Source organism: Streptomyces sp. CO7, assembly GCF_053474865.1.
In genome coordinates, this window is record NZ_JBRIOU010000011.1 from 47,926 (window position 1) to 49,177 (window position 1,252).

General features: G+C 79.6%; 1 pseudogene. It reads left to right on the forward strand.

Annotated features, from left to right (window positions below):
- Positions 1 to 1,252, forward strand: a pseudogene (locus ACOV8S_RS29295) (primosome assembly protein PriA); the annotation flags it as partial.

The window sequence follows — 1,252 nt, forward strand, 5'->3', positions numbered from 1 at the left end:
CCGCCCGCCGTGCCCGCCCCCGGCTCCTGGAGCCGTTACGAACAGGGGCCCGCGTTCCTGGAGAGCCTGGCCCTCGGCGGCTCCCCGCGGGCGGTGTGGAACGCGCTGCCGGGCCCCGGCTGGAGCGAGGAGATCGCCCGCGCGGTGGCCGCCACCCTGGCCTCGGGGCGCGGCGCGCTGGTCGTCGTCCCCGACGGGCGCAGCGCCGCCCGGGTCGACGCCGCGCTGACCACCGTGCTGGGCGAGGGCCGGCACGTCCTGCTGACCGCCGACGTCGGCCCCGAGAAGCGCTACCGCCAGTGGCTGGCGGTACGGCGCGGCTCGGCGCGCGCGGTCGTGGGCACCCGCGCCGCCATGTTCGCGCCGGTCCGGGACCTGGGCCTGGTGGTGGTCTGGGACGACGGCGACGACAGCCACAGCGAGCCGCACGCCCCGCAGCCCCACGCCCGGGAGGTGCTCGAGCTGCGGGCCGCCCAGGCCCACTGCGGGTTCCTGCTGGGCGCGTGGTCCACCACGGTCGAGGCCGCGCAGCTGGTGGAGAGCGGCTGGGCGCGGCCGCTGGTCGCCGGGCGGGGGCTGGTGCGGGCCGCCGCGCCGCTGGTGCGGACCGTCGGCGACCACGACCTCGCGCGGGACGAGGCCGCGCGCAGCGCCCGGCTGCCCACCCTGGCCTGGCAGGTCGCGCGCGAGGGCCTGCGGAGCGGGCCGGTCCTCGTGCAGGTGCCGCGGCGCGGCTACGTGCCGCGGATGGCCTGCGCCAACTGCCGGACGCCCGCCCGCTGCCGGCACTGCGCCGGTCCCCTGGAAGGACAGGACGAGACACGGCTGGCGTGCGCCTGGTGCGGGCGGGCCGAGGCGCAGTGGCACTGCCCGGAGTGCGGGGCGTTCCGGCTGCGGGCCAGCGTGGTCGGGGCGCGGCGGACCGCCGAGGAGCTGGGGCGCGCCTTCCCCTCCGTGCCGGTGCGCACCTCGGGGCGCGAACAGGTGCTGGACACGGTGCCGGGGAGCCCGGCGCTGGTGGTCTCCACCCCCGGGGCCGAACCGGTCGCCGAGGGCGGCTACGCGGCGGCGCTGCTGCTCGACGGCTGGGCGATGCTGGGACGGCAGGACCTGCGCTCCGACGAGCAGGCGCTGCGGCGGTGGATCGCAGCGGCGGCGCTGGTGCGGGGGCAGGAGGCCGGGGGGACGGTCGTCGTCGTCGCCGAGCCGACCCTGCGGCCGGTGCAGGCGCTGGTGCGGTGGGATCCCGTGG